Annotated in this window: 22 protein-coding genes; 13 read left to right on the top strand and 9 right to left on the bottom strand. The window is 43.3% G+C overall.

The features are described from left to right. Window positions 1-25: 25 nt before the first annotated feature. Window positions 26-1,027, bottom strand: coding sequence for a malate dehydrogenase (locus GD630_RS01020; RefSeq protein ID WP_007764145.1), 1,002 nt, complete (start codon window positions 1,025-1,027; stop codon window positions 26-28). Between the two features lie 199 nt (window positions 1,028-1,226). On the opposite strand from GD630_RS01020, the gene GD630_RS01015 reads away from it, so the two are divergent. The 3 genes from GD630_RS01015 to GD630_RS01005 all read left to right on the top strand — a co-directional run bounded on the left by GD630_RS01015 (window position 1,227) and on the right by GD630_RS01005 (window position 4,040). Continuing rightward, window positions 1,227-2,066, top strand: a complete 840-nt coding sequence (locus GD630_RS01015) for a CvfB family protein (RefSeq protein ID WP_143865289.1) — start codon at window positions 1,227-1,229, stop codon at window positions 2,064-2,066. A 114-nt stretch (window positions 2,067-2,180) separates the two neighbouring features. Further along, window positions 2,181-2,858, top strand: a complete 678-nt coding sequence (locus GD630_RS01010; protein ID WP_007764148.1) for a DUF4476 domain-containing protein — start codon at window positions 2,181-2,183, stop codon at window positions 2,856-2,858. 57 nt (window positions 2,859-2,915) lie between these two features. Beyond that, the gene (locus GD630_RS01005; RefSeq protein WP_143865288.1) at window positions 2,916-4,040 is read left to right on the top strand and encodes a hypothetical protein; all 1,125 of its coding nucleotides are present in this window, start codon (window positions 2,916-2,918) and stop codon (window positions 4,038-4,040) included. A 27-nt stretch (window positions 4,041-4,067) separates the two neighbouring features. Here the strand turns inward: GD630_RS01005 and GD630_RS01000 are convergent, their stop codons facing one another. Then, window positions 4,068-6,020 carry a transglycosylase domain-containing protein gene (locus GD630_RS01000; RefSeq protein WP_143865356.1) on the bottom strand — a complete coding sequence of 651 codons (1,953 nt, stop codon included), beginning with the start codon at window positions 6,018-6,020 and terminating at the stop codon, window positions 4,068-4,070. Between the two features lie 222 nt (window positions 6,021-6,242). Here GD630_RS01000 and GD630_RS00995 point away from each other — a divergent pair, with 222 nt between their 5' ends. The 8 genes from GD630_RS00995 to GD630_RS00960 all read left to right on the top strand — a co-directional run bounded on the left by GD630_RS00995 (window position 6,243) and on the right by GD630_RS00960 (window position 16,825). Next, entirely contained in the window at window positions 6,243-7,652 is a 1,410-nt protein-coding gene (locus tag GD630_RS00995) for a leucine-rich repeat domain-containing protein (RefSeq protein ID WP_143865287.1), read from the top strand. A 20-nt stretch (window positions 7,653-7,672) separates the two neighbouring features. Then, window positions 7,673-9,049, top strand: coding sequence for a C4-dicarboxylate transporter DcuC (gene dcuC / locus GD630_RS00990; RefSeq protein WP_143865355.1), 1,377 nt, complete (start codon window positions 7,673-7,675; stop codon window positions 9,047-9,049). An 18-nt stretch (window positions 9,050-9,067) separates the two neighbouring features. Then, window positions 9,068-10,213 (top strand): beta-aspartyl-peptidase, encoded by a 1,146-nt coding sequence (gene iadA, locus GD630_RS00985; protein ID WP_122136325.1) that lies wholly within the window; start codon window positions 9,068-9,070, stop codon window positions 10,211-10,213. A gap of 18 nt (window positions 10,214-10,231) precedes the next feature. Beyond that, window positions 10,232-11,602 carry a porin gene (locus tag GD630_RS00980; protein WP_143865286.1) on the top strand — a complete coding sequence of 457 codons (1,371 nt, stop codon included), beginning with the start codon at window positions 10,232-10,234 and terminating at the stop codon, window positions 11,600-11,602. 7 nt (window positions 11,603-11,609) lie between these two features. After that, window positions 11,610-13,133 (top strand): M14 family metallopeptidase, encoded by a 1,524-nt coding sequence (locus tag GD630_RS00975; RefSeq protein ID WP_143865285.1) that lies wholly within the window; start codon window positions 11,610-11,612, stop codon window positions 13,131-13,133. Between the two features lie 32 nt (window positions 13,134-13,165). Further along, window positions 13,166-14,395, top strand: a complete 1,230-nt coding sequence (locus tag GD630_RS00970; protein WP_143865284.1) for a porin family protein — start codon at window positions 13,166-13,168, stop codon at window positions 14,393-14,395. A gap of 2 nt (window positions 14,396-14,397) precedes the next feature. Beyond that, complete coding sequence (locus GD630_RS00965) at window positions 14,398-15,291, top strand: hypothetical protein (RefSeq protein WP_143865283.1); 894 nt, start codon at window positions 14,398-14,400, stop codon at window positions 15,289-15,291. A gap of 127 nt (window positions 15,292-15,418) precedes the next feature. Beyond that, window positions 15,419-16,825 carry a hypothetical protein gene (locus GD630_RS00960; protein WP_238482953.1) on the top strand — a complete coding sequence of 469 codons (1,407 nt, stop codon included), beginning with the start codon at window positions 15,419-15,421 and terminating at the stop codon, window positions 16,823-16,825. Window positions 16,826-16,908: 83 nt separating this feature from the next. Here the strand turns inward: GD630_RS00960 and msrB are convergent, their stop codons facing one another. The 6 genes from msrB to GD630_RS00930 form a co-directional block, all read right to left on the bottom strand. Next, window positions 16,909-17,937 carry a peptide-methionine (R)-S-oxide reductase MsrB gene (msrB, locus tag GD630_RS00955; RefSeq protein WP_143865281.1) on the bottom strand — a complete coding sequence of 343 codons (1,029 nt, stop codon included), beginning with the start codon at window positions 17,935-17,937 and terminating at the stop codon, window positions 16,909-16,911. 85 nt (window positions 17,938-18,022) lie between these two features. After that, window positions 18,023-19,360, bottom strand: coding sequence for a TolC family protein (locus GD630_RS00950; RefSeq protein WP_143865280.1), 1,338 nt, complete (start codon window positions 19,358-19,360; stop codon window positions 18,023-18,025). 9 nt (window positions 19,361-19,369) lie between these two features. Continuing rightward, window positions 19,370-20,470: an efflux RND transporter periplasmic adaptor subunit gene (locus GD630_RS00945; protein WP_143865279.1), complete on the bottom strand. Its 1,101-nt coding sequence runs from the start codon at window positions 20,468-20,470 to the stop codon at window positions 19,370-19,372. A gap of 50 nt (window positions 20,471-20,520) precedes the next feature. Then, window positions 20,521-21,762, bottom strand: coding sequence for an ABC transporter permease (locus tag GD630_RS00940; protein WP_143865278.1), 1,242 nt, complete (start codon window positions 21,760-21,762; stop codon window positions 20,521-20,523). Between the two features lie 4 nt (window positions 21,763-21,766). Continuing rightward, window positions 21,767-23,026, bottom strand: a complete 1,260-nt coding sequence (locus tag GD630_RS00935; RefSeq protein WP_143865277.1) for an ABC transporter permease — start codon at window positions 23,024-23,026, stop codon at window positions 21,767-21,769. A 13-nt stretch (window positions 23,027-23,039) separates the two neighbouring features. Continuing rightward, window positions 23,040-23,756: an ABC transporter ATP-binding protein gene (locus tag GD630_RS00930; protein WP_143865276.1), complete on the bottom strand. Its 717-nt coding sequence runs from the start codon at window positions 23,754-23,756 to the stop codon at window positions 23,040-23,042. Window positions 23,757-23,935: 179 nt separating this feature from the next. Here GD630_RS00930 and GD630_RS00925 point away from each other — a divergent pair, with 179 nt between their 5' ends. Next, window positions 23,936-24,916 carry an ROK family protein gene (locus tag GD630_RS00925; RefSeq protein ID WP_022275422.1) on the top strand — a complete coding sequence of 327 codons (981 nt, stop codon included), beginning with the start codon at window positions 23,936-23,938 and terminating at the stop codon, window positions 24,914-24,916. A 161-nt stretch (window positions 24,917-25,077) separates the two neighbouring features. Here GD630_RS00925 and rplS read toward each other — a convergent pair whose 3' ends face one another. Further along, on the bottom strand, window positions 25,078-25,428 hold the full coding sequence (rplS, locus tag GD630_RS00920; RefSeq protein WP_007764170.1) for a 50S ribosomal protein L19: 351 nt from the start codon (window positions 25,426-25,428) through the stop codon (window positions 25,078-25,080). A 155-nt stretch (window positions 25,429-25,583) separates the two neighbouring features. On the opposite strand from rplS, the gene GD630_RS00915 reads away from it, so the two are divergent. Next, a complete protein-coding gene (locus tag GD630_RS00915; protein ID WP_007764172.1) occupies window positions 25,584-26,369 on the top strand; it encodes a 5'-nucleotidase C-terminal domain-containing protein in 786 nt (261 codons plus the stop codon). Window positions 26,370-26,383: the final 14 nt, after the last annotated feature.

Below are 26,383 nucleotides of genomic sequence, written 5' to 3'. Positions count from 1 at the left end.
CCGGCGTTATACTAATATTATCCGTTTAATGGATGTTTGGATTTAATGTATGCCAGTCTTTGATGGCTGGGATGATTCCCATTTCAATGACTTCGTCGCGGAGCTTGCACAGATGTTCGTAGCTCTTTTCCAATTCTTCCTGTTCGGCAGGCGTTCCCGCTACTTCCTTATAAGTAATGCCATCTTTGGTGATCGAAGTTTCCATTGCCATCATGATATGATCGAACTTCCCGTTTGAGACATAGGTTCCGGCAGGCCAGCGGAAAGGTTGTCCTCCCATAGCGGCGGCAATCATTTCGATGGAAAGATAGGCCGGACTCTGGAAAGAAGAACGTCCGCGCAGGTCGATGATATGTTTTCCACCTTGTATGACGCGTACTTTCAGTTCTTCCCATTCGTTCAATGGCAGGCGGGTGGTACCGATAAAGTCAGTCAGCGGTTCTCCCTTTATTTTTGTTGTAGAGGCAAATACTGCCATTTGCTCGCCATGACCGCCGTAAGTGCGGCAATTCTGAATGTCGGAAGCGGGGATATGGAAGTATTTCACCAATTCGTTTTGTAGGCGGGTGCTGTCCAATGCGGCGAGGGTGGAAACTTGTGAAGGTTTCAGACCTGAATATAATAAGGTAATCAGCCCGGTGATATCCGCAGGATTGAAAATGACTACGATGTGCTTTACATTCGGGCAATATTGACGAACGTCTTTGCCGAACTGAGCGGCAATTTCTGCATTACCTTTCAGCAAATCTTCACGAGTCATGCCAGCCTTGCGGGCTGCTCCACCGGAAGATACGATATAAGAAGCTCCGGTCAACGCTTCCTTGATGTCGGAGGTATAAGTGAGGTTGACGCCTTCAAAGCCGCAGTGATACAGTTCTTCCGCCACTCCCTCCAAAGCCGGGGCGAATGGATCGTACAGACAGATATTCGGAGTCAGTTTCATCATCATGGCTGTTTGCGCCATATTAGAGCCGATCATTCCGGCAGCTCCCACAATTGTAAGTTTCTCGTTAGTCAAAAATTCCATAAAGCTTAATATTTTTAAAGGTGAATAACTTTTTCATTTCTTTTTGCCGTTACAAAGTTAACATATTGCGAGCCTGATTGTTCATTGCAAATAGTTTTACCCGATAACGAAAAGTTATAGTGCCTGAAAGGGTAGTTCTGTTCAAAATAGATTATCTTTGCAATGGATATAAATATGATAGTGTATAAATAGGAAAAATATGAATATCGAATTAGGAAAGTTCAATCAGCTTGAAGTTGTGAAGGAGGTAGACTTCGGTGTATATCTTGATGGAGGGGAAGAAGGTGAGATTTTATTGCCTACCCGCTATGTGCCCGAAGATTGTAAGATAGGGGATATCTTGAATGTGTTTCTCTATCTGGATATGGATGAAAGGCTGATTGCTACTACGCTGACTCCGTTTGTGCAAGTAGGACAGTTTGCTTGTCTGGAAGTGTCTTGGGTGAATCAGTATGGGGCTTTTCTGAATTGGGGACTGATGAAGGATTTGTTCGTACCGTTCAGAGAACAGAAGATGAAGATGCAGGTTGGACGGAAGTATGTGGTTCATGCGCATCTTGATGAAGAAAGTTACCGTATTGTGGCCTCGGCAAAGGTGGAACGTTATCTGTCGAAGGATAAACCGGAGTACACTGCGGGGGAAGAGGTAAATATTCTTATCTGGCAGAAAACAGACTTGGGCTTTAAGGCAATTATAGATAATAAATATAGCGGCTTACTGTATGAGAATGAAATATTCAGTTCGATAGAGACCGGAATGGAGATGAAGGCTTTTGTGAAACAGGTGCGTGAGGATGGAAAGGTGGATTTGATTCTTCAGAAACCGGGCTTTGAAAAGGTCGATGATTTTGCGAAGACATTGCTTGATTATATTAAAGAGCAGGGAGGACGGATTCATCTGAACGACAAGAGTCCTGCGGAAGATATTTATGATACGTTCGGTGTGAGTAAGAAAACCTTTAAGAAAGGAGTAGGCGATTTGTATAAGAAACGTCTGATTGCCTTGCATGAGGATGGCATTGCTTTGGTGGAATCCTAAATAGAATAGGGAAATCCCTATGCACGAATAGAGGGAATCATTGGGGTGGGGAGTTTTCTCACCCTATTTTTGTACTATCAGATTAGAGATATTAATAATAAAAACTGGATAAGTATGCGTAAGATTGTAATAAGTTTCTGTATCCTACTCGCTGCTCTCTCTTTAAAGGCTCAGACTGTAAGTGGAATCCGTATTGATGGCGGAGATACCCCGATTCTTGTATATTTTGGAGGAAACCAGATGTGTCTGCCGACTACAACATGTTTTGTCGCTAACTTGAAATCAGGATATTACACCGTTGAAGTGTATGCTACACGCTCTGCCCGTCCGGGAGAGAGAGTATGGAAAGGGAGGCGGTTATATAATGAACGTATTTATTTTGATGGGAATAGCGTGAAAGAGATTTACGTGGATGGACGTGGAGAGATTCGTCCCGGTAGGCCTGGCCGCCCCGGACAAGAGGGATATTGTCCGGATAATGGTCAATATGACAGAGTGATGAGTGAGAGACTTTTTAAGAAGTTTCTCAGTGAGGTGAAGAAAGAACCTTTTAAGGATGACCGCATGGAGATGATTAAGACGGCGTTGGCCGGTTCGGATTTTACTTCCGGACAATGTCTTGAATTGACTCGACTTTATACTTTTGATGATGACCGGATGGAGATTATGAAGATGATGTATCCGCGTATCGTTGATAAAGGGGCTTTCTTTACAGTCATTGCTACGCTGACATTTTCGTCTAACAAGGATGAGATGAATAAGTTTGTGCAAAGCTACGGCAGACGTCGATAGTGATAAATGATTAAGTGTGGGTGTTTATTGAAATAATAAATGATAGGAGGTTGAATTATGAAGCGGATATTATTTTTACTTTTTGCTATCGGTTTGGGTGCAGGTATGACTGTGATGGCAGGAATGAGTACTAGCAAGATACGTAAGGAAACGCGTTTTCTTACAGATAAGATGGCGTATGAACTGAATCTGACCACTCAGCAATATAATGATGCGTATGAGATTAATTACGACTTTATTTATTCGGTCCGTAATATCATGGATTACGTGGCACGTGGTTATGAATGGGCGATGGATGACTATTATGAAGCGTTGGACATTCGTAATGACGATCTTCGTTGGGTATTGAGTGATGGGCAATATCGCCGGTTCATGGGAGCCGATTATTTTTATCGGCCGATTTATGTGACCGGAGGAAGATGGAGTTTACGGGTTTATATCAATTATCCGAATCGCGGCTTGTTCTATTTCGGTGTGCCTTATCATTATCATACCTATTGTGGAGCGCACTATCGTCCGCATATTCATCATGCCAGCTATTATCGGGGTAGATACAATAATTTTCACCATTATTCTACGCCTCATCGGGTAAGGGATCAAAGAGTGTATCACTCTTACCGCCGTTCGGATTTTGGCTCGGTTCGGATTCGTCCGAATTCTTCGGTACGTCCGCATAATGCACCGACACGTCCGGGTAATTCTTACCGTCCGGGAACGACAACAAGACCTGGTAGCAATGTTGCTCCTGATAAAAATAGGAATAGGAATACGAATAGAGTAGGAAGTGATCGTAATTCCGGTCGTCGTCCGGAAACAGGTCCCGGTTCTTCAAGCTCTAATCGCAGACCAACAAGCGGAAGTTCAACTGGCTTCAGTTCCTCCAATCGTGAAAGTGGAAAAACAAGTAGTAGTTCGAGAGGAAGTTCAAGTAGACGAAACGATAGTAGTTCCTATAATAGAAATAACAGTTCTGAGAGAAATAACAGCTCTTCCAGTTCCAGACGCGGTAGTTCCAGTCGTAGTAGCTCCAGTCGCAGTGATTCTGGGCGCACTAGATCTACCCGGAGCAATGTCTCTAGTGGACAAACAGAAAGACGCTCTTCTTCCGGAAGTGCGAGAAGCAATAGCACTCAAAGTTCTTCCCGTTCCTCTGAAAGAAACAGCAGCGGTTCAAGAAGATAACCTATTCCTTTATTATTTATATCAATCTCATTGCTCCTCAGCGGAAGGAGAACTAGACTCCGGGTTTTCACCGGCTAGACTATTCCGGGCAGCGCCCGTAACTTGGATATCGGGGCGGATACTATCCGCCTCGATTTCACTTATTACTCCTTTCTGTGCAAGCCGCTTGGCAATCAACTTATAATAGCCTTCCATATTCTCCTTTAACTGTCCGCCTTCTGCAAAAGAGCTGCGGAAATGCTTGGGCTTCGGGATAATGGAAGCCAGGAAAATACTTTCTTCCGTGTTCAGTTGTGAAGGGCGTTTATTGAAATAATAAGCAGAAGCTTCCTGAATACCATAAACGAGCGGTCCCCATTCAACAATGTTCAGATATACTTCGTACATGCGTTCTTTAGAAGTTAATCTTTCATTTTCTATTAGCCATACAATCAATGCCTCTTCCAATTTACGTGCAAAGTTCTTATTACGGTTCAGGAATACATTCTTTACGAGTTGCATGGTGATCGTGCTTCCTCCACGTGCAAAGCGTTTCACTTGCAGGTCGTAAATCAATGCTTCCCGTAGGGCGTCGGGCAGGAAACCGCGATGGTAAAAGAATGCTCCGTCTTCACTTTGCATAACGGACATTCTTAGGATGGGGGAAATGCTATCCAATGGTGTAAAGTGTTCGCACGAAGGGCCAATAGGAAAAGTCCGCACCGGTATTCCATTCTCATACGCTGTATAAATGAACTCGCCGGACATTTTGGAGAGTGAAGTGGCCCCATAGCTTGTGATGCGGAAGTCTTTCTCTTTCAGTTCGGATTCCAGTTTGAGACTATCCAGTTGTGCAAAATCAATATCTAATAGAAAATGATAGGCCAACTCGCCACTTGTCTTGATGCCTTCCAAGTTGCTGAATAATCCTTTGGGGAGAGAGCTGAACAGATCATCTGCCGGAAACCAGGATTTGTTGACTGCAGCAGTGAAATGCCAGTTTCCTTTCTCTTTCTCGGCTCGCAAATAAGGATGAAACCGGAGTTTGTTGAAATCAACAATGGTCGTACTATCCAGTTCGAGTGAGTGCCCGCTAATGTTCATCTCGTAACAGAGTTGTCCACGATCGAGATGAATTACTTCAGGAGAGAGGGCTTTATGAAATACGTCAAGTCCGTTCACTCTCGCTTTTCCTTTGAGGAGCAGTTGATTGGATGCACGCTTATCTTTAGTCATATTATAAGATAGGGTGTCGAAAGTGACTTCTGCTCCAAAACGGCGGGTAATATAAGGTAGTGAGATTTTTCTTTTTTCCGGGGCAAAGAGAGATGCTTTTAATGTATAGTCTCTTCTGTTCAGTTCGCCGGTCGCTTCCCATAGTTGTTGAGGAAGTGTATCTTCTTTTATCTGAATGGTTGATTGGAAATGATTGTTCTCAATAATAAAAGAAGGAATGTTGACTGCAACGAAATTACTATCTTTACGTTCGGTTATATTGATTTGACTGAGTTGGCCGTTTTCAGGCAGGAAACCGTAAATGAGGTTTAATATCCGGTCAATACGGTTGGCATAGTCACTTCCTATGACAGGTTGGGGTTCTGCTTCTTGTTGCCGTTTAAAGAACAGGAAATCGTAGTTAGCTATACTATCATGTTTGATGAAGTTGATTGCCAGCCCATTCATAAGCACATTCCGTACTTCGATTTCTCCTTTTAGCAATTCCCAAAAACTTAGTTTTACATTGACGGATTGTAATGTCAGGAGGGTATCGCGTTGGTTGGGAACAATAGAAAGTCCTTGTAAAGCCACTTCATTGCAGCCTTTCATCCGTAACTCCTGATAATGAATTTGTAGACCGTATGTTTGTTCGGCACGTGTAGTTCGTTTGTCAACGATATGGCATAAAATGACATTGCGGAATGCAAAGAGACAAATAAGGCTGGTAAGCAAGATACCGGTAGCCGATAGAATGATAATTCTTTTTTTGCTGGACGTTTCCATCTTCTTTTTCTTGATATGATAATCGCTGCAAAGGTAGATAATAATTCGGGGTAATAAGCGGAGTGTTTTCCCCATTTTTAGAGTTATATTCATCAGTAGAAAGAGGAAAATACAAAAAAAGGTGCTTTATTTGCAACATTAATCTTTTGTTAAGGTCTGTATTAATCTTTTCGTTTACTTGTTAATGTTACTTTTACGCTCAAAACCAATACTTTTGAAATTATGATGCGAATGAACAAACCGATGACTACTGCAATGTTTTGCATGGCATTATTGCTTGGAGGACTCTCATCTTGTACCACAAATGATGTGGAAGATATACAGGGAGACGGTGAACAAGACCTTTATGAAATTAAGGATCGCGCGTTGGGAGAATACCTTGTTTATAACTGTAGCCGTACAGACGAAAACAAACTTCCTTATGAAATGGCTGTTGCGGAAAATGGCAAATTCTATCTGAACACCCAAAAAGCCGCTACCGTGGAAAACCTATATCTGGTAAAAAACGATGCGCAGATATCTAAATTGAAGAGTGCAGGGGTGGCTACGGCTGCAGTGAAAATTGTAGATATGGACGGTTTGCAGTTCTTTACCGCTCTAAAGACATTGAAGATCACCTCCAATTCAGTGGAACGTATGGACCTGACCGCATTGACTCAACTTGAAACGGTTGAGATGAATAACAACTGCATTGCAACACTGGACTTATCACAGAACACTAAACTCGTTCGCTTTCGTTATGGTGGGAACACTACTACCGATACGTCTACCAAACTTTCGACAATTAGCTTCGCAAATAATAATGTGATAGAACATATTTATTTAAAGAACCAGAATCTTCAGGGGAATGGGTTTACTCTTCCTTCAAATTATTCAGCATTGAAAGAACTTGATTTGAGTAATAACCCGGCTACTCCTTTTGCTATTCCGGAGGATTTAATGAACCAATTGACTACTGCTGTCGGGGTGGTGGTTGACTCTGAAGGAGGAGGCGATGAAGACGGTGAATTGTTCACGATCCCGGATAAGGCTTTTGGAGAGTACCTTTATTATCTATCGACAACAGCTGGCAAGTTGCCACAAGGACTTGTTGTGAAAGAGGGTAATGAATATCAATTGGATAAAACAATTGCAGCTACTGTCACTTCTGTGAATGTCAATAAAATGAAGAACACGATTGCTGAATTACAAACTGCTGGTTTAACAACTGCGGAAACTTTGATAAGTTCTGCAGATGGATTACAGTTCTTTACAGGGCTGGTTGAATTTACAGCTACTTCAAATAAGTTTACCGAGGCACTTCCGATTACTGGACTTAGCAATTTGGAAGTCTTGCAAGTGAGCATGGCAGGAGTTGGCTCATTGGATTTGAGTGGTAATCCCAAATTACGTGTTCTGAACTGTAATGGTAGTACGAAAAGTGGATATGGCACGTTGTCGTCTATTAATCTTTCATATACATCCAATCTGGAGACTCTTAATCTGAAAAATAATAAACTGGAGGCAATCAATGTGACGAATCTGGTTAAGCTAACAGAACTCGACTTAAGTGGTAATCCTGGTGCAAATTTCAAGATTCCGGTAGGAATATTTAATAATTTGACTACTGCCAAAGGCGTAGAAGCTGAATAATTCAAATAAAGGATACTATGATGATATATATAGGTGCATTTATAGCCTTACAGATAATTGTATTGGTGGCTTATTGGCTAATGAAAAAGAATAATCCGCAGGGAGTATTGATGGTAGCCGGAATTCTGATGTTGGCACTTAGTATGCTGCTTGGTATGCATTCGCTAAGTCTGACTGAAACAACGGGAACGCCAGTTTTCGATCTCTTTCGGATTATCAAAGAAACTTTTTCATCGAATATGCTTCGTGTCGGTTTGATGATTATGACTATTGGAGGTTATGTAGCTTACATGAAAAAGATAAAGGCTAGTGATGCATTGGTATATGTGTCTATGCAACCGCTGGCCATATTCAAGAAATTTCCTTATATCGCTGCTTCCATTGTTATTCCTATCGGGCAAATGCTTTTCATTTGCACACCGAGCGCAACGGGACTTGGATTGTTGCTGGTCGCTTCTATCTTTCCTATTTTGGTAGGCTTGGGAGTGAGTCGTTTGACGGCAGTATCTGTTATTTCTGCTTGTACCATTTTTGATATGGGTCCCGGTTCGGCCAATACTGCCCGGGCGGCGGAACTTGTCGGTCAAAATAATATGCTGTACTTTGTTGAACACCAGCTTCCGCTGGCCATTCCGCTTACTATTTTGCTAATGATTGTTTACTATCTCACCAATCGTTATTTTGACCGCAAGGATCGCCAGTCTGGACGTACACAGCCTGAAATGGTGGATACGAAAGATTTTAAGGTGGATATTCCTTTGATTTATGCGATTTTGCCAGTGTTGCCATTGTTCCTGTTAATCATATTCTCGAAGTATGTACACTTGTTCGATCCTCCGATCGAGTTGGATACCACTACGGCAATGTTCGTCTCTCTGGCAGTTTCCATGTTGTTCGAGTTGATACGGCTTCGTTCCTTTAAAGCGGTTTTTGTGACTATGAAATCATTCTGGGAAGGGATGGGTAAGGTATTTACCAATGTGGTGACACTGATTGTTGCAGCAGAAATCTTCTCTAAGGGATTAATTAGTCTTGGCTTCATTGATGCGTTGGTTGAAGGATGCACCAGCCTGGGATTCTCTGGAACTTTGGTTTCTATTGTCATTATCCTGATTCTTTTCCTGGCTGCCATCCTGATGGGAAGTGGCAATGCTTCTTTCTTCTCGTTTGGCCCGCTGGTTCCGTCAATCGCTACCAAAGTCGGTATGGCACCCGTAGATATGATATTGCCTATGCAATTAGCATCGAGCATGGGACGGGCGGCATCACCTATTGCCGGTGTGATTATTGCTATCTCGGAGATCGCTGGTGTATCGGCTACCGATTTGGCCAAACGCAATATCATTCCGCTGACAATCACACTGATTGCCATGATAGTTATTCACTTTTTTATTTAACAAGTAATACTGATTATGATGTTCAAACTGATTCAAAATATACATCTTTATGCTCCTGAAGACAAGGGGATGAACGACCTGCTTATTTGTGGTGAAAAAATTGCTTGTATCGCACCCCATATCGATATTCGTGGAATAGAAGTAGAAGTGATCGATGGAGCAGGCATGAATGCTGCTCCTGGCTGTATCGACCAACACGTACATATCATTGGCGGAGGCGGACAAACCGGATATTTCTCTCTGGCTCCTGAAGTGCCGCTTAGCCGTTTACTGGCTTGTGGAACGACTACGGTAGTCGGACTATTGGGAACCGATGGCTTCGTGAAGCAATTACCGGCACTTTATGCTAAAACAAAAGCACTATGCATGGACGGTATATCAGCTTATATGCTTACCGGCTACTATGGACTTCCCACTCCTACATTGACAGATTGTGTTGCCAATGATTTGATTTTCATTGATAAAGTGATCGGCTGTAAAATAGCTATAAGCGATGACCGTAGTTCCTATCCTACCAAAAGTGAGCTGATGCGTATCATTCAGCAAGTACGTCTGGGGGGCTTTACTTCTGCCAAGGGCGGAGTGATGCATGTGCATTTGGGAGCTTTATCCGGAGGCATTGATCTGTTGCTTGAGATAGCGCGGGAATATCCTTCATTAATCAGCTATATTTCTCCTACCCACATGGGACGTACGCACGATCTGTTCTTGCAAGGAATCGAATTTGCCCGTATGGGAGGAATGATCGATATTTCCACAGGCGGAACGAAATATTGCGAACCCTATGAAAGTGTATTGGAGGGATTGAATGCCGGAGTATCTATTGATCGTATGACTTTCTCATCGGATGGTAATGCCGGTGTGCGTCGTAAAGACCCGGTTACCGGGGAAGACAGTTATACTGTGGCACCCTTACATCGAAATCTGGAACAGGTAATCCGGTTGATAGTGGATGGAGGTATTGCCCCTTCGGATGCTTTCCGCCTGATTACAACGAATCCTGCCCGTACAATGAAACTGAAAGGAAAAGGAGAACTCCGGGAAGGATGGGATGCGGATATAACGCTGTTTGATGATAAATGGAAATTGCAGGGTGTCTACGCCCGTGGTGCGGAAATGATGCATGAAGGCATCGTGATACGTAAGGGAAATTTTGAAATGTAATACTAAAACAACATGGATATGAAAAAATATCTATTATTCCTGATAGGGCTATTCTTGTTCCTTCCGGTAATGGCGCAGACAGACGAAGGCAGTGATGACGCCGAAATAGTGGAAGCCAGCAATGAAAGTTTATCAGATATCGACAACAAGGTAGTTCTCCATCGCTATAAAATGGGGGATGGCTTAAGACTCACAACACAGGGCGGCAATAAGCTGGTTATTAGCGGAATGGTACAAACCTCGGTAGAAAGCCGTCGCTTTGAAGATGTGGATCAGATGTACAACCGCTTCCGTGTGCGACGTGCCCGTGTGCGTTTTGATGGAAGTGTCTATCATGATAAATTGCGTTTCCGCTTGGGACTCGACTTGGTGAAAGGTAGTGAGACGGACGATGATTCCGGTTCCTTATTGATGGATGCTTATGCAGCCTATCGCCCTTGGGGTTCTAAACTGGTCGTTTCGTTTGGGCAGCGTTCCACTCCTACGGATAACTACGAATTACAGATGAGTTCCCACACTTTACAGTTTGGAGAACGTAGTAAGATCACTTCTGCATTTAGCACGATTCGTGAATTGGGAGTCTTTGCCGAAAGTTCTTTCCGGGTAGGCAGCAAAGGTCTTCTACGTCCTGCTATTGCCATCACTGATGGTTCCGGTCCGATTTCGGAAGGAAAACGTTATGGTGGATTAAAGTATGGCAGCCGGCTGGATTATCTTCCTTTTGGAGCTTTTCGTTCGATGGGAGGAAGCAGAGAAGGGGATATGGCTTACGAACTGACTCCGAAGTTAAGTGTGGGTATTGCTTATAGCTATGCGGACGGCACATCCGATCGTCGTGGCGGCCGTAGTAACGGGGATATTCTTTATATGAATGACCGTGATGAAATAGATCTTCCCGATTATGCTAAATTGGTAGCAGACTTTGCCTTTAAGTATCGCGGATTTTCCATGTTGGGCGAATATGCGAAGACCTGGGGATATGTTCCTTCTTCTATTACGAAACGGGTAAGAAACGATGGTACCACCGCTACTACCTTTGATGTGAACGGAGAGCAGAATGTAGAAGCTTATATTAAAAATAGAATGATGTTGGGGCAAGGGTTTAATATTCAGGCAGGATATATGCTTCGCAGTCTTTGGAGTTTTGACTTGCGTTATACATACCTTAAGCCGGACGAATATTCATATATGAATAATAATCTGTATTTCAACAGACATAACTTTTATGATTTTAGTGTCTCCAAATATCTGACACGTAATTATGCTGCCAAAATACAATTAACTGTCGGACTGGCCCGTAGCAATGGTGAAAACCGTACTCCCGACAGTACATACACCTATAATGGTAATGAGTGGATAGGAAACCTATTGTTCCAATTTAAATTCTGATGAAGCTATGAAACGAATATTATTAATACTCTGTCTTTTATTATCCGGTCTTCCATTCTATGCTCAACAGACCGGAAAGGTGACGGCGAAGTTCTTCCCCGACCCACAGGTCGACATGGATACACCGGCATTTGCCAAGAAGCATGGTTTCACCACTTATCGTGAGTTGATGACGTTCTTGCATGATTTGGCTACCGCTCATCCGGAATGGGTGAAACTTCAAATTGTAGGTCGTACCCAGCGTGGACGTGAAATTCCTATGATAAAGGTGAGTAAAGGAGGAAGTGATAAGTTACGTGTCCTCTATACAGGATGTGTACATGGAAATGAACCGGCTGGTACGGAAGGACTTCTATATTTTATGAAGCAACTGACCCGTGATCCTCAATTGTCTGCCCTGCTTGATAAGATGGATTTCTATATCCTGCCTTCGGTAAATATTGACGGAAGCGAACAGGGAGAACGGCTCACTGCCAATGGTATAGACCTGAACCGTGACCAGACTCTTTTGTCAACCCCGGAAGCACGCACTTTACAACGGGTTGCTCTGACAGTCAAACCTCATTTGTTTATTGATTTCCATGAATACAAACCGCTTCGTGCCTCTTACGAAGAAGTGACCGACGGGCTTCTGGTTACCAATCCTAACGACTTTATGTTTTTGTGGAGTAGCAACCCGAATGTATCTCCCGCATTACGTACTGTTGTAGACGATTTTTATGTGCCTGAAGCTAGTCGTATGGCTGATGCGGAAGGACTGACACATCATACCTATTTTACTACTAAAAGTAATCGTGGAGAAATTATATTCAATATCGGCGGTTCCTCTCCCCGTTCTTCCACTAATATCATGGCATTGCGTGGAGCTATTTCAATGTTGATGGAAGTACGTGGTGTTGGTTTGGGACGCACTTCTTACAAACGTAGGGTATATACTGTTTATAAATTGGCAGAATCATTTGCCCGTACTACTTTTGAGCATGAAGATCAAATACGAAAAGCCGTAGATGAATCTGCTCATTATAATGGTGATATTGCCGTGACTTTCCGTTCGAAATCTGCTTCCGACTATCCGTTGAATTTTATTGATATGCTTGCCTGTAAAGAGATAACTGTGCCTGTTGAGGCCCGTATCGCTCCCGAATCAGAAGTTGTACTGACCCGCGAACGCCCTGTTGCCTATTATCTGGACGCCAACCAAAATCGTGCTGTGGAAATATTGCAGCATTATGGGGTTGAACTGGAACGGCTGGAATCTCCTGAAACGGTTGAACTGGAGTGTTACACTGTTACAAAAGCAGTAGAAAGCCATGATTTGGTAGCCGGTATTTTACCGTTGAATGTGGTAACAAATACCAGTAACCGTACGATTACTCTTCCGGCCGGCAGCTATCGTATTCCCATGTCCCAACCTTTGGCCACCCTTGTGACAGTATTGCTGGAACCGGAATCAGCCAATGGTTTCGTCAACTACCGCGTGATTGATGCTGCAGTAAACAATACGCTGGGCGTCTATCGTAAAATGAAATAGATTAATTAATGACGATAAATAGAATACAAGATATGAAAAAGATAATAATAGGAGTTTTCTCCTTGATTTTGGCTACAGGTATGTATGCTCAGACAATTGGAAACGAGGCATTTCCGCAACTGAAAGATGGTTTGCTTGACTTGAACTTGAGAACACCCGGTCAGAAACTGCGTTTTGGCGGTTATCTCCAGGGATCAGGTTATTATACGGATATCAAGAACGCAGAGTCGGAATATGGATTTGATATTGAACATGCTTATTTAAGTCTGGAAGGTTCGTTCCTGAATGAGAAACTGGGATTCTTTTTACAGGCAGATTTTGCAGATTCCTACCCTTTGTTGGATGCATGGGTTTCGTATGCTCCCTGGAAACAGTTGAAAATCAGTGCCGGACAGAAACAGACTTTTACCAATACCCGGCAGATGATGATGCTCGATCAGGGACTTGCTTTTGGTGAACATTCATTGATGGATCGTATTTTCTCCCGTACAGGCCGTGAGTTGGGATTATTTGTTGAAAGCCGCTTGTCACTTGGCAAACTCGGATTCGATTTGGGCGCTGCTGTTACTTCCGGTGACGGACGCAATTCATTTGGTTCATCAAGCACTGACCCTGATTTGGGTGGGTTGAAATATGGCGGACGTGTCACTGTTTATCCGTTGGGCTTCTTTACGAGCGGTAATGAAATGGTCTTTAATGATTTTATTCGTGAGAAATCTCCCAAATTGGCTATCGGTGCGGCCTATAGTTATAATGTCGGTGCCAGTAATATGGTAGGTGAGGGACATAATGATTTTCAGATGTATGATAAAGAAGGTGCTGCGGATTATCCCGACTATCGTAAGTTGTCTGCCGATTTACTCTTCAAGTGGAATGGTTTCTCCTTGTTGGCAGAGTATGTCAATGCAACAGCGAACGGTTTGAACGGGCTTTATGTAGAAAAGGATGAAGGTGCAAAATTGAAACCGCATCAGATAGCCAATTACCTGGCTTTGGGAAATGGATTCAATGTGCAGGCTGGGTATCTTTTCCGTAAATTATGGGCACTTGATATTGCTTACAGTAAAGTGAAACCCGAGTGGAAGGAGACTGAACAGAGTGTTTTGCGCGAGGCGGATAACATCACTTTCGGAGCATCGAAATATTTCAATAATAATACGTTCAAGCTACAGCTGGCAGGTTCATATACCTCATACAATCAGTTAGTGGGGGCAGGATCTAAGGAATTTCAGGTTAAGTTGAATCTTCATATTCTCTTTTGATAATGATGCGTGTAGCAAACTTATTGATTTTAATCATTGCCGTATTGATGACGAGTTGTTTTAAAGACGACGAATCGGAATCTTTGGGAGAAACCTCCGGGTTTCTTCCGGGAGACGGTATCGTGACATATTCCGGATATGCGCCTTTGGCCGACCGGCCTGTCCGCATACATTTTCATATCCCTGTCAACGGGGATATGAAAAAAATGCCGGTGTTGTTTGTATTTCCCGGATTAGAAAGAAATGCCGATGATTATTTGAATGCATGGCGTGCAGAAGCATCCAATAGGGAGGTAATGGTCTTTGTGTTTGAGTTTCCTACGGAGACTTACTCTACTGCACAGTATATCGAAGGAGGTATGTTTCAGGGAAATACGTTGCTTGATCGTTCAGAATGGACATTCTCACTTATTGAGTCCGTTTTTGATACTGTCCGGAAAGATACCGGTTCTTCGCGGAATAAATATGATGTGTGGGGACATTCTGCCGGAGCGCAGTTCGTGCACCGGTATGTGACGTTTATGCCTGATACCCGTGTTGATAGGGCGGTAAGTGCCAATGCGGGTTGGTATACATTGCCCGATGTGGATGTTGCTTATCCTTATGGCTTGAAAAATACGGATGTCGCAACTACTTCCCGGGTGGCATCGTTGTTTGCCCGTAAATTGATTGTTCATTTGGGCACGGCAGATACGGATCGTAACGGATTGAACACTTCAGCAGGTGCCGAAGCACAAGGGGCAAACAGGTATCAGCGTGGTAAGTATTATTTTTCAGAGGCGAAGCGTATCAGTACCAAAGACGGTTGCTCATTGAACTGGGACAAGTATGAGGTGGCAGGTGTTGCACATGAGTATGCTAAGATGGCGGCAGCCGGAGCAAAAATACTCTATTAAGTAAGACTAAAATTTTGAGCCATCGGTTAAATAGCTTATTTTTGTTGACCTATTTATCAGACAGGTATTTAAAATGTTTCTATCGGCATCGTACATACAAGGATTGTATTCTTTAGGGCAAAAGATTATGCTATTGATATTCTGCCTCTCTTTTACTGTATCCGTACGTGCTGTACGTCCCGCAGAAGAGATTAAGAGAGTGAAGGCAGATCAGATACTTGATACGAAACAGTTTAATTATCTGGATAAAGGGAGCATTATCACATTGCAGATTGTGCTTCCCGAGCAGGATAAAGTGGTGTTTGAGTCGCTGATGCGCATTGAAAGTACAGATAAAGAATTATATAATCTGATTCTTTCCCGTTCTCCGCAGGCAGGTACTGAACTTCTGTGGGTGTGTAATTCAGAGGTTGAGAAAGTGCGGATAGGCTCTCCAAAAGATTCAATCCGGACTGATACCATGTCAGTAGGCTTTTCGGTTCGTTTCCCGGCAGATTCGGTTTATATATCCGCAAATGAACATTCTTATGCATTTTCGTCGCATGGCATTCGTTCGGACCGTGGGTATCGATTTCATATTCTGGGTGATAAACGTTCCCATTTGAAGTTGGTGGAGGGGCATGCTGAATTGTTGTTGATTGGAAAGGAGGAGCAACATCTGTCCGCCTGGTACTGGATTTTATTGATTATTGTGGTGGATATGATTGTGTTCCTGGGAATGCATTGGCGGCGTAGGCGTCAGAAGAGATTGAAGGCAAGCAACCGGATTGAGATACTCACCTCATTTGGCGATGAAGGAGAAAGGGTTAAGTTACCCCGGTATAATGCCGTTTACCTGTTTGGCGGATTGCAGGTTTTTGACCGTAATGGTGAGGAAGTCTCGCAACGTTTTTCTCCACTTCTGCGTGAGCTGTTTATTTTGTTGATTTTGCGGTCGGCGGAAAATGGAATATCGTCGGAAGAACTCACGACCATGTTGTGGTTTGATAAAGATGATGTAAGTGCCAAAAATAACCGGGCAGTAAATCTTTCCAAGTTGCGTGTGTTGGTAGAATCTGTTGGTGGTTGCACTATCTCCAAGATTTCGGGTAACTGGCGGGTGCAATTTGATAAAACAGCTTTTGTGGATTACTATGAATGTCTTCCGGAACGGATTCGTCCCGATAGCCTGACAACCGAACGAATTAAAATCATAGCAGCACTAACAGCTAAAGGCGGCTTGCTGAATGAGTGTGACTATCTGTGGCTCGATACTTTTAAAAGCCGGATAGCAGACAGCCTGATTGAATCTTTATTAAAGTATGCCACTTTATTAGATGAGCATGAAGCTTATGATACCAAATTATTAATATCCGATATTATCTTCCGGTTCGATTCCGTGAATGAAGCGGCTCTTAGGCTCAAATGTGCCACTTATGTATCTATGCGTAAGCAATATATGGCTAAGACTACTTATGAACATTTCTGCAGGGAATACAAATCACTGTATGACGAACCTTTTGAGCATTCTTTTAATAGCATTATTAGTCAGTAAATTATTTCCTTATTTGTTCGTTTTCGTACACCGTTCTGTTTTCTAATGAACAGTTACGATTAGCTTTTGTAACTCTTCAATATCTATTTGACGAGTGGTAGATATTCTCCATAACCTTCCTCTTTCATTTTATCTTTCGGGATAAAACGAAGTGAAGCGCTATTGATGCAATAACGTAATCCACCTTTCTCTTTCGGCCCATCTGTGAATACGTGTCCCAAATGAGCATCTCCGGTTTTACTGCGTACTTCCGTACGTATCATGCCGTGCGAAGTATCTTTCTTTTCTGCGATTAGACCTTTTTGAATCGGTTGGGAAAAGCTTGGCCACCCGCAACCTGAATCAAACTTGTCGGTAGAGACAAACAGAGGTTCTCCGGTAGTAATATCCACATAAATGCCGGGACGATGCTCATTCCAGTATTCATTGTGGAAAGCTGGTTCGGTGGCATTCTTTTGGGTTACGGCATATTGTTCCGCCGACAATTCCTTACGAAGGGTTGCATCATCCGCTTTTTGATACGCTTTAGCTTTCGGCGCATTCGCTTTGCGTGCCATTTCGAATAAACCAGGATTGATATGGCAGTATCCACCCGGATTTTTATCCAGATAGTCCTGGTGGTAAGTCTCTGCCGGATAGAAATTTGTCAATGGCTTTACTTCTAGGACGATAGGAGTTTTATATTGTGCGGATAATAATTGAATTGCTTGCTTGATGACAGGGAGATCTTCTTTATCTACATAATAAATTCCGGTTCTATACTGCGTTCCCCGGTCATTACCTTGCCGGTTGAGGCTGGTAGGATCGATTGTCTTGAAATATAGATCGAGCAGTAAATTCAAATCTACCGTTTTCGGATCATAAACCACCTTTACTGTTTCGGCAGCATTGGTTTTTCCTGAACAGACCTGTTCATAACTCGGATTGGCAACATTACTGTTGGCATATCCTACCTGAGTACTTTCTACTCCTCGAATTTGTTTCAGGAAATGTTCTGTTCCCCAGAAACATCCTCCCGCAAAATAGATTTCTGCTTGATTCTTCATTGGTTTAGCAACTCCTAAAAATGTATTACTAATCATTACAATCACTATAGCGATAAAATACTTCATATCCGTTAGTTCTTTCTATAATAACGAATGAACCAACGGATATGTTTTAAGGAACTACTATACTAAACTCAACTTTATTTCTTTTTTATTCAATGACCTGTCCTTTGTAGAAATCCAGAATTTTAGTCCGGAACAGGTAGTCATATTTTGCCTGCAACTTATCCGAAAGAGCTTTCGTCAGGTTAAGTTTGGCTTCATTGTATTCCACAAAGGTAGCCTTGCCGTTATTGAACTTCTCACTCATCAGGCGGAAAGACTCTTCGTTGGCTTTTACTGCCACTTCACTGGAGTTGTATTTACTTTCTGCTGCCAGAGCATTGTACCAGGCTTGCTGAATTTCTTTATAGAGCACTTTTTTACTGTTATCCAACTTCAAGGATAAATCTATTTGTTGCAAACGAGCCGTGCGTACCCGGTTTCTTGTGGCAAAACGGTTGAAGATTGGCACGCTCAAATTAAATCCTATATATTTATTCAGATTGTTTTTCATCTGACTGCCGAAGCTGCTCTCTGATCTTCCGCTAACCGTATAATAATTACTTCCCAGACCGGCACTGAAAGAGAGTTGTGGATAAAACGCACTTTGGGCAATACGAATACTATTAAGACTACCTTGCAAACGATATTCTGCAGCCTTAATGCTTGGTTTGTAAGTAAGTGCCTGTGTATATATGTCATCCGGCGGAGTGAGAGATTCGAACTCTAATTCTTCCTTAGGGCTTTCGAGTACAAATCCTTCAGGCGTGGGTAATTCCAAAAGTTGGGTGAGATCCAGTAAGGACAGTTTGTACGTATTGTCTGATTGTACAGCAGTCATTTCATCCTGTGCGACACGGGCTTGTGCTTCGGCCACTTCAGAAGAGGATGCCTTACCCACTCCCTGAAGACCTTGAATACGTTTTAACTGGTCTTTGCTTAAATCAACCTGATTATGAGCAATCTTACTTAATTCTTGATTGAATAAAACCTGTAAATAAGCCGAAGTGACATTGATTGCAATATCTTCTTTGGCTCTATTTAAATCTTCTATGGCAGCTTTTAAATCCAGTTTGGCAAGTGAATATTGGTTGGACAATTGTAAACCGGTAAATATAGGTACGTTTGTTCCCAGGCTGAAACTGGTATTGGCGCTGTTAATGTCACTATACGAGTTGTCTATCGGAGAAGCAGTACGGCCCCAACTCCAGTTTTGGCTGGCACTACCGCTCAAATTCGGAAGGCGTGCCCATTTAGTAGTGTTTACACTCACTTTGCCTGCTTCGACATTATTGGCCGATTGACGGATTTCTATATTATGCTCAATGGCATAGTCGATACATTGCCGCAGCGTCCACGCTTGCGAAGAGTTGTTCTGTGCCTGGATGGAGGTGATTCCGACTCCGGCAAGCAGAAGGGCTGATATGGTTTTACGAATTATTTTCATCGGATTCAATTATTTATCTTTTTTCTCTGCACCACGTATTTTGTCCTGAATGGTTACCCCTTTCTTGATTTCTATCTTGATTCCATCACTCATACCGGCAGTCACCTGTGTACGCTGGAACTTTTGTTCGGGCACTGAATCTGTCATGATGTACACAAATGTAGAGTCACCACTAAATTCAACAGTGCTTTCGGGCACTGCCAATACCTGATTGGCTCTTTGTAACACGATTTCCGCATTAGCCGAATATCCGGAACGAATCTGAACAGAATCCGGAACAGAGATGGCGGCTTTTATCTCGAACTGGTTGGCTCCATTCGTTTCTACTCCTTTAGGAGATATATACTCCAGAATGGCATTGAAGGTCAGATTCTGTAAAGCTCCGATTGTCAACTTTATCGGCATTTGTTCGTGAATGCGTCCGACTTCCGTTTCATCAATATTGCCGCGAAAAATCAAGTCATTCATGTTGGCTACTGTGGCAATCGTGGTTCCATCATTGAACGTGTTACTCATAATCACCGAATTACCAGCCTTGACAGGTATATCCAGAATCAGCCCGTCGATAGTGGAACGAATCAGGGTACTGCTGAAAGAGGCACTGTTTTTGGTAATTCCTTCTTTTACGATTTCCAGATTATCTTTGGCTGTCTGCTTCTCTTCGCGTGCCTGTTTCAGGGCTACTTCACTTTTCTCGTATTCCTCCCGACTGATTAACTGGTCTTCATACAGTTTCCTGACGCGGGCGAAGTCCGTCTCGGCCTGTGTGGTATTGATTTCCGCCAGGCGCACCCGACTTTCGGCTGAATTCAGTTGTCCGAGTTCAGGGATTACTTTTACTTTGGCTATGACTTCCCCTTTTTTCACAGCTTGTCCGGCTTCTTTATATACTTCGTCTATAATGCCCGAAATTTGCGGCTTGATTAAGATTTCGTCTCTCGGTTCCACCTTTCCGGTAGCTACTGTTGTCTTTTGCAGGTCTGTCACTTCCGGTCTAACTGTTTCGTAAGTGATTACTTTAGGCTTGGATTTCTGATAAAGAAACACAAATGTTCCGACAAAAATGATAGCAACGACTACCAATAATGCGATTTTCAGATACTTTTTCATCTTGGATATATATGTTTAATTTCTAATTCTCAACTCTCCATTCTCAACTTCTACTCCTCCCGGATCGCTTCAATCGGTTTGATAGCCATAGCCCGGTAAGCAGGTGCCAGCCCGGCTAGCATACCCAACGCAATCAGTAAGATACACGTTCCGACTGCCAGTCCGAAGGTAACTTGGAAACGGATATCACCTCCATTTGAGTTAGCTGCCATTTCTGTTAGTTGCAGCACTATGACGGCAAAGGAGATTCCGCACATTCCTGCAAGGGCGGTCAGCACTATGCTTTCAGACAGAATCTGTTGCAGGATATCTTTCGGACGTGCTCCGATTGCCCGGCGGATACCGATTTCAGTGGTACGCTCTTTTACGGTGACCATCATGATATTGGACACGCCGATAGCACCCGCCAGCAAAGTTCCCAATCCTACCATCCAGATAAGTATATGGATACCGGTAAACAAATTATCGACCATAGAAAACATCGCTTCGGCATTCAGGAACATAAGTGCCTGTTTGTCGTTGGGAGCGATATAATGCGCAGCTTTGATAATCTGTTCCATTCGGGGGTGTATGTCGGATACCTTGACTCCATGTTTCACGGTGAAACTGATCACGTCAATCTGCCCTCCCAGATTGTAAGTCTGTTGCATGGTAGTAAAAGGAAGGATGACTGCCTCCGAAGATTGTCCTTGTATGCTCATGTTTCCTTCGGAAGCGGACATTCCGATGACTTGATAATAAATTCCATCCACACGTATGTATTTGCCACACGGATCTTCGCCCGGCTTGAAAAGACTCTCATAGATTCTTTTCCCGATAACGCACACTTTGCGGTTTTCCTTTATATCTACATCATTGATATACCTGCCGTATGCTATCTCCTGTGATTCGATATGGAGATAGTCCGGATACAGTCCTTTTACACTGCAATCGTATTTTTTATCTTCGTATACGGCTTTGGAGCCCCAGCGTGCTGTGGAAGGGGTAATCACTTCCGCTTCTTTGATTTGGGACCGGAGGCGGTTGATATCTGTTGCTTCCAGATCCCACCATCTTCCTTTCCGAAAACCTTTGTAAGCCTCACCCGTTCTTTGTGCGGCAAGGAAACCGGAATTGGTGGCAAATCCTTCAAAATTTTTCTTCATCATCTCTTCCAATCCTTGTCCGCCTCCGATAAGGGCTACGAGCATGAAGATTCCCCAGAACACGCCGAATGCGGTCAGCAGGCTTCTTGTTTTATTTCTTGTGATGGTAATGAGGATTTCCTCACAGGTATCCATGTCTATTTTCATAATCTTAATCTGCTCTAAGTGCTTCAATCGGACGGATGCTGACAGCCTTGCGGGCAGGGAACAATCCGGCTAACGTTCCGGCGATTATTAATGTAAGTGTAGCTTGAATGGCGATTTTTATATCGACGGTCGGATTCAGGAAGACGGTTGTTGTCCATCCGCCGATATCCATGACTTGATTGCCGAAAGCGGCATTCATCCATTCGGTTACTCCGATGCCCGCCACCATACCTATATAGCCGAATAAAGTAGTGATGATTACACTTTCTACAATAATCAGCCAAAGGATCGAGCCCGGTCTGGCTCCCAATGCTTTGCGGATACCGAATTCGCGTGTACGTTCTTTAACGGTGATCAGCATGATATTGGATACTCCTACAATGCCGCTTAAAAGAGTGAAAATGCCGATCACCCAGATTCCGGTACGTAGAATGGCCATACCTTTTTGTTGTTGCAGATAATTGGTGAACTTATTCCATATCCATAAGGCGCTGTTGTCGGTAGGATCGAAACGGTGGTTGGCTCCCAACGCTTTCCGATACTCTTTTTCAAAATTTTCATTCGCTTCGATCGTCTCCAGATTCTTCGTAGCGATGGTCAGACAGCTCAGCTTGTCTCCTTTATTGTAGATCGTTTGCAGGGTAGAGAAAGGTATGAGGGCAGGTTTTTCACCGCTATCTCCTTTGTCGTTGCAAAGTCCCACTACCCGATAGGCAACATTTCCCATATTGACAAACTGCCCGATAGGTTCGGTATGCGTCTTATGAAAAAGAATCTCAGCCGTTTTTTTATGTAGGACGATAACTTTCCGTCTTTCTTTAATATCCGTCTCATTAATGAAACGTCCTTTAAAGAGCTTTATGGTTTCTATTTCTATATGATTGGGAAAGACGCCTGCCAACCCGACACTGGCATATTCCGAGCCGAAACTGATGGTGACGGTACCTTGCCAGATGGAAGCTCCGGCCTTAATTACATAATCCGGAAAATGAGTGTCGGTGATCCGTAAGTCCTTGTTGTCCAGCTGGATCTTCCGTCCCTCTTTGAGTCCGTCGTAAGACTTGGAAGTCCATCCCGGATAGATCTTGATACTGTTCAGTGCACGTTCTGAAGAAGCCTCTTCGAAAGCATGAATCAGTCCGTTGCCGGCCCCTAAGAGGACGATAAGCATGAATATTCCCCATGCCACAGCGAACCCTGTGAGGAAAGTCCTTAGCTTGTTGCGCTTAATGGTGCTGTATATTTCTTGCCAGATGTCGATCATGTCTGATTGGTCTTTATTTCATGAATCCGTTTTTGCCGAAAGGAGAAGCGTCATGGGCAATGTTATCTTCGATTCGTTCGATGATACCGTCCTTAATGTGTATTATTTTGTCGGTCTGGTTGGCAACTCCGCTTTCGTGTGTGACGACTACGATGGTCATCCCCGTCCGGTGCAGGTCTTTCAGTATTTGCATCACTTCTACGGAGGTCTTGCTGTCCAATGCTCCTGTGGGCTCGTCCGCCAGAATAATCTGCGGTCGGGTGATGAGTGCGCGGGCGATGGCCACACGCTGTTTCTGTCCGCCGCTCATCTCGTTCGGCATATGATGTGCCCAGTCCTTCAATCCCAGACGGTCGAGGTATTCCAAAGCAAGTGCATTGCGCTTTTTACGGCTTACTCCCTGATAGAATAAAGGAAGTGCTATATTCTCTACTGCGTCTTTGAACGATATCAGATTGAATGATTGGAAAATAAATCCGATCATGCGGTTCCGGTATTCGGAGGCTTTGGTTTCGCTTAGGTTTTTGATGAGTACGTTGTTCAGATAATAATCTCCGGTATCGTAATTATCAAGAATACCTAATATGTTAAGTAAAGTCGATTTTCCTGACCCTGACGCTCCCATGATGGAAACAAACTCACCTTGCCCGATGTGGAGGTCGATACCCTTGAGCACATGAAGAGGTGCTCCGTTATTATAGGTCTTATTGATATTTGTCAGTTGTATCACAGTTTCCTTTATTTAGTTTCAGTTTTCTTATGAATTTCTTCTATTAGACGGTAGCGAGATAAGAAAAGTTGCAAAGAGGTTGAACTTTTTTTGAAAAACATTTTGTAGACTCAATCTTCTTTACGTAATTTGTGTGCAGTAAACTTAATGATTAACTAACCCTTTTAAATAAAAGTATCATGAATTCAAACATGGAGAAACCCTACGTAGTAGGTATTGACATAGGCGGAACAAATACCGTCTTTGGAATTGTAGACGCGCGCGGAACTATTATAGCAAGCAGTTCTATCAAAACATCCGGTTATCCTACGGTAGAAGAATATGCAGATGAAGTGTGCAAAAATCTTCTTCCATTGATTATCGCCAATGGCGGTGTGGATAAAATCAGAGGTATCGGTGTGGGTGCTCCGAATGGTAACTACTATACAGGAACTATCGAGTTCGCTCCGAATTTACCTTGGAAAGGTATTCTTCCGTTGGCTGCTATGTTTGAAGAAAGACTGGGCATTCCTACAGCTCTGACAAACGACGCTAATGCTGCCGCTATCGGTGAAATGACATACGGCGCCGCCCGTGGTATGAAAGACTTTATCATGATTACATTAGGTACAGGTGTAGGTAGCGGTATCGTTATCAACGGCCAGATGGTGTATGGTCATGACGGTTTTGCCGGTGAGTTGGGACATGTTATCGCTCGTCGCGATGGTCGTCTTTGTGGTTGCGGCCGTAAAGGTTGTCTGGAAACTTATTGTTCGGCTACCGGTGTAGCCCGCACTGCTCGCGAATTTTTGGCTGCCCGCACGGATGCAAGTCTGCTCCGTAATATTCCTGCAGAAAACATTACTTCAAAGGATGTATATGACGCAGCCGTTCAAGGCGATAAACTGGCACAGGAAATCTTCGAATTTACCGGAAATATTTTGGGTGAAGCTTTGGCGGACGCTATCGCATTCTCCAGTCCCGAAGCAATTGTATTGTTCGGTGGTCTGGCTAAGTCCGGTGACTATATCATGAAACCGATTCAGGAATCAATCGATAGGAATATCCTGAATATCTATAAAGGTAAGACGAAATTGCTCGTTTCCGAACTGAAGGATTCCGATGCCGCCGTACTGGGTGCCAGTGCATTGGCTTGGGAATTGAAGGATCTGAAAGAATAATATATCATTATTGTAATAAAGGTAATGAAGCCTCGGGAGTTTATGACTTTCGGGGCTTTATGTTTCAGAGTGGGAGATTCAGAAGGGGAAATGACAATAAAAAAGGGAACTTCCTGTAATGGAAGTTCCCTTTTTTATTTCGAATCGAAAAGTAACTAGGATTAGTTAGCTCTTTTTTCTTTGATTCTAGCTTTCTTACCGGTAAGAGCACGCAGGTAGTACAATTTAGCGCGACGAACTTTACCTACCTTGTTCACTTCGATGCTATCGATAGCCGGTGATTCGATTGGGAAAATTCTTTCTACACCTACAGTTCCGGACATCTTACGTACAGTAAAACGCTTTTTGTCTCCGTGACCGGCGATTTTGATAACAACACCACGATACAACTGTACACGTTCTTTGTTACCTTCGATAATACGATATGCTACTGTTACAGTGTCTCCTGCTTTGAAGCTCGGGTGCTGTTTTCCGGTAGCAAATGCTTCTTCTGCAATTTTAATTAAATCCATTGTTGTTATTATTAAATTGTTTCATCGTTACAACGCAACATACCAAGTATCTCTTCTCTTGACAGCGATTGCGCGAAAGCGGTGCAAAGTAACGAATTATTTGTCAGATAGCCAAATGTTTTCGTATATTTGTAGCATATCTAAAAATAGCGAACATGAAACAGACTTATGTGAAGTATCTGATTGTAGCCGTGTTGGCGGGAGGTTTCCTCTTTACGTCCTGTCGTTCGGCACGGGAAACCACGGCTAACTACGAAGTGGTTGGAGTAAAAGGCAGTATGATTACGATCGATTCAGTCTGGGATGCGAATCCCGACAAAAGAGCTGCTGAGATATTGAAGCCCTATAAGGACAAAGTAGATGCGATGATGTATGAAGTCATTGGCACCAGTGAAATGATAATGGATAAAGGGAATCCGGAAAGCCTCCTTTCCAATCTTGTGGCAGGTGTGTTGCAGCAGGCGGCGGTTCGGGTATTGGGTAAACCTGCCGATATGGGATTGGTAAATATGGGAGGATTGCGCAATATCCTGCCGAAGGGAGATATCACCGTTGGCGAAATCTTCGAAATCCTTCCTTTCGAGAATTCGCTTTGTGTGTTGACAATGAAGGGGACGGACATGAAACGTCTTTTTAAGGCTATCGCTTCCTTGCATGGAGAAGGAGTGAGTGGCATTCGTATGGAAATCAGTAAGGAAGGCGAACTGCTGAATGTAACCATTGGCGGACAACCGGTGAAGGATGACCAATCTTATACGGTAGCTACCATCGATTATCTGGCGGATGGAAACGGGCGGATGGACGCTCTTCTGCAAGCGGAGAAACGTGTGTGTCCGGAGAACGCTACTTTGCGCGGCCTGTTTCTTGAATATGTGCGGAAGCAGACTGCCGAAGGTAAGCTGATTACCTCCAAACTGGATGGACGTATTTCTATAAAATAAAAAAGGAGAAACTA

This window comes from Bacteroides zhangwenhongii (genome assembly GCF_009193325.2).
Classification (GTDB): Bacteria; Bacteroidota; Bacteroidia; order Bacteroidales; family Bacteroidaceae; genus Bacteroides; species Bacteroides zhangwenhongii.
Note: the sequence above shows the minus strand (reverse complement) of the source record. Positions and strands in the feature narration are given on the sequence as shown.

What these genes read in the sequence shown, in the direction of transcription:
- GD630_RS01020 (WP_007764145.1), bottom strand. Translation starts at nt 1,027, where the DNA reads ATGGAATTTTTGACTAACGAGAAACTTACAATTGTGGGAGCTGCCGGA.
- GD630_RS01015 (WP_143865289.1), top strand. Translation starts at nt 1,227, where the DNA reads ATGAATATCGAATTAGGAAAGTTCAATCAGCTTGAAGTTGTGAAGGAG.
- GD630_RS01010 (WP_007764148.1), top strand. Translation starts at nt 2,181, where the DNA reads ATGCGTAAGATTGTAATAAGTTTCTGTATCCTACTCGCTGCTCTCTCT.
- GD630_RS01005 (WP_143865288.1), top strand. Translation starts at nt 2,916, where the DNA reads ATGAAGCGGATATTATTTTTACTTTTTGCTATCGGTTTGGGTGCAGGT.
- GD630_RS01000 (WP_143865356.1), bottom strand. Translation starts at nt 6,020, where the DNA reads ATGGAAACGTCCAGCAAAAAAAGAATTATCATTCTATCGGCTACCGGT.
- GD630_RS00995 (WP_143865287.1), top strand. Translation starts at nt 6,243, where the DNA reads ATGATGCGAATGAACAAACCGATGACTACTGCAATGTTTTGCATGGCA.
- dcuC (WP_143865355.1), top strand. Translation starts at nt 7,673, where the DNA reads ATGATATATATAGGTGCATTTATAGCCTTACAGATAATTGTATTGGTG.
- iadA (WP_122136325.1), top strand. Translation starts at nt 9,068, where the DNA reads ATGTTCAAACTGATTCAAAATATACATCTTTATGCTCCTGAAGACAAG.
- GD630_RS00980 (WP_143865286.1), top strand. Translation starts at nt 10,232, where the DNA reads ATGAAAAAATATCTATTATTCCTGATAGGGCTATTCTTGTTCCTTCCG.
- GD630_RS00975 (WP_143865285.1), top strand. Translation starts at nt 11,610, where the DNA reads ATGAAACGAATATTATTAATACTCTGTCTTTTATTATCCGGTCTTCCA.
- GD630_RS00970 (WP_143865284.1), top strand. Translation starts at nt 13,166, where the DNA reads ATGAAAAAGATAATAATAGGAGTTTTCTCCTTGATTTTGGCTACAGGT.
- GD630_RS00965 (WP_143865283.1), top strand. Translation starts at nt 14,398, where the DNA reads ATGATGCGTGTAGCAAACTTATTGATTTTAATCATTGCCGTATTGATG.
- GD630_RS00960 (WP_238482953.1), top strand. Translation starts at nt 15,419, where the DNA reads ATGCTATTGATATTCTGCCTCTCTTTTACTGTATCCGTACGTGCTGTA.
- msrB (WP_143865281.1), bottom strand. Translation starts at nt 17,937, where the DNA reads ATGAAGTATTTTATCGCTATAGTGATTGTAATGATTAGTAATACATTT.
- GD630_RS00950 (WP_143865280.1), bottom strand. Translation starts at nt 19,360, where the DNA reads ATGAAAATAATTCGTAAAACCATATCAGCCCTTCTGCTTGCCGGAGTC.
- GD630_RS00945 (WP_143865279.1), bottom strand. Translation starts at nt 20,470, where the DNA reads ATGAAAAAGTATCTGAAAATCGCATTATTGGTAGTCGTTGCTATCATT.
- GD630_RS00940 (WP_143865278.1), bottom strand. Translation starts at nt 21,762, where the DNA reads ATGAAAATAGACATGGATACCTGTGAGGAAATCCTCATTACCATCACA.
- GD630_RS00935 (WP_143865277.1), bottom strand. Translation starts at nt 23,026, where the DNA reads ATGATCGACATCTGGCAAGAAATATACAGCACCATTAAGCGCAACAAG.
- GD630_RS00925 (WP_022275422.1), top strand. Translation starts at nt 23,936, where the DNA reads ATGAATTCAAACATGGAGAAACCCTACGTAGTAGGTATTGACATAGGC.
- rplS (WP_007764170.1), bottom strand. Translation starts at nt 25,428, where the DNA reads ATGGATTTAATTAAAATTGCAGAAGAAGCATTTGCTACCGGAAAACAG.
- GD630_RS00915 (WP_007764172.1), top strand. Translation starts at nt 25,584, where the DNA reads ATGAAACAGACTTATGTGAAGTATCTGATTGTAGCCGTGTTGGCGGGA.